Annotated in this window: 5 protein-coding genes and 3 tRNA genes; 6 read left to right on the top strand and 2 right to left on the bottom strand. The window is 73.6% G+C overall.

The features are described from left to right. Nucleotides 1-190 (bottom strand): hypothetical protein (locus AKI01S_RS53150; protein WP_218010104.1); only part of this gene is annotated, 190 nt, incomplete at its 3' end. Between AKI01S_RS53150 and AKI01S_RS48370 the strand changes: the two genes are divergently transcribed. The 6 genes from AKI01S_RS48370 (at nt 180) to AKI01S_RS48345 (ending at nt 2,514) form a co-directional block, all read left to right on the top strand. Continuing rightward, nucleotides 180-524 (top strand): cellulose binding domain-containing protein, encoded by a 345-nt coding sequence (locus AKI01S_RS48370; RefSeq protein WP_067833842.1) that lies wholly within the window; start codon nt 180-182, stop codon nt 522-524. The two genes, AKI01S_RS53150 and AKI01S_RS48370, sit on opposite strands and share 11 nt — an antisense overlap. A 60-nt stretch (nt 525-584) precedes the next feature. Next, entirely contained in the window at nt 585-1,349 is a 765-nt protein-coding gene (locus AKI01S_RS48365; protein WP_067833839.1) for a fumarylacetoacetate hydrolase family protein, read from the top strand. A gap of 68 nt (nt 1,350-1,417) precedes the next feature. After that, nucleotides 1,418-2,053, top strand: coding sequence for a DUF2461 domain-containing protein (locus tag AKI01S_RS48360; protein WP_067833836.1), 636 nt, complete (start codon nt 1,418-1,420; stop codon nt 2,051-2,053). A 139-nt stretch (nt 2,054-2,192) separates the two neighbouring features. Next, nucleotides 2,193-2,264: transfer RNA gene (locus AKI01S_RS48355), tRNA-Gln, on the top strand. Between the two features lie 35 nt (nt 2,265-2,299). After that, nucleotides 2,300-2,372, top strand: a tRNA-Glu gene (locus tag AKI01S_RS48350). Nucleotides 2,373-2,441: 69 nt separating this feature from the next. Beyond that, nucleotides 2,442-2,514, top strand: a tRNA-Glu gene (locus AKI01S_RS48345). A 46-nt stretch (nt 2,515-2,560) separates the two neighbouring features. Here AKI01S_RS48345 and AKI01S_RS52430 read toward each other — a convergent pair. Then, nucleotides 2,561-3,427, bottom strand: an 867-nt coding sequence (locus tag AKI01S_RS52430; RefSeq protein ID WP_218010103.1) for a hypothetical protein, incomplete at its 5' end; no start/stop codon positions are given.

Raw genomic sequence — 3,427 nt, 5'->3', positions numbered from 1 at the left:
ACGACCCCTCGCCGACCCGCGCGCAGCCCACCCCGCCCGCCGCGACCACGCCCCCGGCCACCCCGACGACGCCGGGCGCGACGCCCACCACGGGTCCGGCCACGCAGCCGACCGCGGCGCCGACGTCCCCGGGCACGCAGCCCGCGCCCGGGCAGCAGCCCACCGCGCCGTCCACCACCGTGCCGCCCACCACCGCCCCGGTCGGTCCGGTCCGCACCGGTGACGGGATCACCTACCAGCTCGTCCAGCAGGACCCCGGCTACTTCGAGAGCCGCATGGTGATCACCAACCGGTCGACCCGGCCGCTGCGGTCCTGGAAGATCACCTTCGAGGCGCCGGGCGCGAACGTCCGCAACATCTGGGGCGGTCGGCTGGTGCGGCGCGGCTCCAAGGTGGAGATCCACAACCTGCCCGGCGGCGTCCCGCTGCCGCCCGGGGCCACCTGGCAGATCCAGTACGGCGCGTCCGGCACCCCCGTGGACCCGAAGGGCTGCCGGTTCGGCGACAAGCCCTGCGGCTTCTGAGCCGTCCCCGGCCCCGGCGGCCCCGCCGCCGGGGTCACCAGGGCCGTTAGGCTGACGGCCATGCGTATCGCGAGGTTCTCCACCGACGGGGGCATGGCCTTCGGGGTGGTCGAAGAGAACACCATCGCCGTCATCGCGGCCCACCCCTTCGGGGAGCTGGAGTTCACCGGGCAGCGGCTCCCGCTGGCCGACGTGCGGCTGCTCGCGCCGATCCTGCCCAGCAAGGTCATCGCGATCGGCAAGAACTACGCCGAGCACGCCCGCGAGATGGGCGGCGAGCCCCCGGCCGAACCGGTGATGTTCGCCAAGCCGTCCACGGCCGTGATCGGCCCCCGGGAGGCCATCGCCTACCCGGAGAAGCTGACCCGGCGCGTCGACTACGAGGGCGAGCTCGCCATCGTGATCGGCCGCATGGTCCGCGAGGTGCCCGAGTCCCGCGCCCACGAGGCGATCCTCGGCTACACCTGCGCCAACGACGTCACCGCCCGCGACCTGCAGAAGAAGGACGGGCAGTGGACGCGGGCCAAGGGCTTCGACACGTTCTGCCCGCTCGGCCCGTGGATCGAGACCGAGGTGGACCCCTCCGACCTGGCCATCAGGACGCTGGTCAACGGCGAGGTCCGGCAGGACGCCCGCACCTCCCGGCTCGAACACGACATCCCGGCCCTGGTCGCCTACGTCAGCCAGGTCATGACCCTGCTGCCCGGCGACGTCATCCTCACCGGGACCCCGGCGGGCGTCGGCCCGCTGGAGATCGGCGACGAGGTCACCGTCAGCATCGAGGGCGTCGGCGACCTCACCAACCGCGTCATCGCCCGCGACTGACGACGTTTTGTCGTACGGCGTCCCTAGGGTGTCCCCGGGACGCCGTACGACTTTTCCAAGGGGGTGCCGTGGGGTTCACCGGCTTCGGCGACGAGTCCTTCGCGTTCTACGAGGGGCTGCTCGCCGACAACAGCAGGTCCTACTGGGCGGAGCACAAGGAGACCTACGAACGGCACGTCCGCGCGCCGATGGCGGAGCTGTGCGCCGAGCTGGAGGACGAGTTCGGCGCCGCCAAGATCTTCCGGCCCTACCGCGACGTCCGGTTCAGCAAGGACAAGACCCCCTACAAGACGCACCAGGGGGCCATCACCGAGCAGGGGTTCTACGTCGAGATCGACGCCGACGGGATCCTGGTGGCGGGCGGGATGTACATGCCGGGCACCGAGCAGCTGCACCGGTACCGGACGGCCGTGGACGAGGACCTGTCCGGCAAGCCCCTGGCGGCGATCGTCGAGGGGCTGCGCGACGCCGGGCTGGAGATCAACGGGGACGTCCTCAAGACCCGCCCGCGCGGCACCCCGCCCGACCATCCCCGGCTGGAGCTGCTGCGGCACCGGTCGCTGTACGCCAGCGCGGGCTGGCCCGCCGACCCGTGGACGCGCACCCCCGAGGTCGTGGAACGCGTCCGGAGCTCCTGGCGGACGCTGCGGCCGCTGATGGACTGGTTCGACCAGCATGTCGGGCCGTCCGACCTCGTCCGTTGAGCGAGTGACGGGAGGGGCGGGACGGCCGGGTGGACCGGGTATTCGTTTTGGCGTTCCCCCGAAGGTGCGCTAATCTCTTCGAGGCGCGAGCGAAACGGACCGGACCCGGAGACGGGCCGGAAAGTCCAGCTCACGGCACTGGGGTATGGTGTAATCGGCAGCACGACTGATTCTGGTTCAGTTAGTCTAGGTTCGAGTCCTGGTACCCCAGCTGGTTCGCTCACCGGCTGGTGAACGAGTCCGCAAGCCCCCGTCGTCTAGTGGCCTAGGACGCCGCCCTCTCAAGGCGGTAACGGCGGTTCGAATCCGCTCGGGGGTACGCACGGAGCCACGAAGCCCTGGTCGCTCAGGCGGTCGGGGTCTTCTTGTGGAGACGTCGCGACGACGCGCCCCTGTCGTCTAGTGGCCTAGGACGCCGCCCTCTCAAGGCGGTAACGGCGGTTCGAATCCGCTCAGGGGTACCTCGGTGAAGGCCCCGACCGGTGACGGTCGGGGCCTTCGGCGTTCTCACGCCCAGCCGCCCTGCTCCTGCGCGACGTGGGCGCGCAGCCGGGCCAGGGCCTCGGCGGAGGTCGGCGCCGCCACCCGCACCCCGGCCTCCGGCACCGTCCCGGCGGCGTCGACCGCGCAGGCGCGGCCGTGCGGCCAGGGCCCGAACAGCAGCCCGACCAGGCCGTGTTCCGGGCCGCGCCGCACCAGCGGCAGCACCACGTCGTCGTCCTGGCCCGGCGTGCAGAGCCAGAACGTCGTCGGCAGGCCCCGGCCGCCGGTCGGGCTGAGGTCGGGGTGGGCGCGCTCGGCCTCGGCCATGAGCAGCTCCAGCTCCAGGTGCTCGATGCTCTCCTCCAGCAGGTCGCACACGCGCAGCCGGGGCGCGAGGGCCTGCGCCAGCGCCTCGTCGACGCCGCCGTCGAACAGCCGGTCCAGCTCGGCGCGCGTCGTCACCACGTTCGCGCGCCCCAGGCCGTCGGCCGACTCGTCGCCGGTCAGCAGGTCCACCAGCACCGCCCGCGCGAACCCGTCCGCGCCCGGCCCGACGAGGCCCATCCCCGCCGGGCGGGCCAGCCTGACGGCGGTCGCGACCGCGCGGGCCGCCGGGACGGGAGCCTCGGGCCGGGGCCGCCGGGGTGGTCGCCGCACCGTTCCGGACACCGGGACGACCAGCGGCCCGACGGCCCGCCGCCGCGCCACGAACGCCGTCAGCAGCAGCGCGCCGGACACCACGGTCACCAGGACGCTCTGCGGCAGGCCGCCGCCGGCGGGGGCGTGGGTGGCGACGGGCGCGGCGCCGGCGGCCGGGGACATGGTCGGGGACGGGACGCGTTCGGGGGCCGCCGGGGCGGGCCGCCGGACGCCGGGACCGCCGATCGGGCC

The organism is Actinomadura kijaniata NBRC 14229, assembly GCF_001552175.1.
Lineage (GTDB): Bacteria > Actinomycetota > Actinomycetes > Streptosporangiales > Streptosporangiaceae > Spirillospora > Spirillospora kijaniata.
Note: the sequence above shows the minus strand (reverse complement) of the source record. Positions and strands in the feature narration are given on the sequence as shown.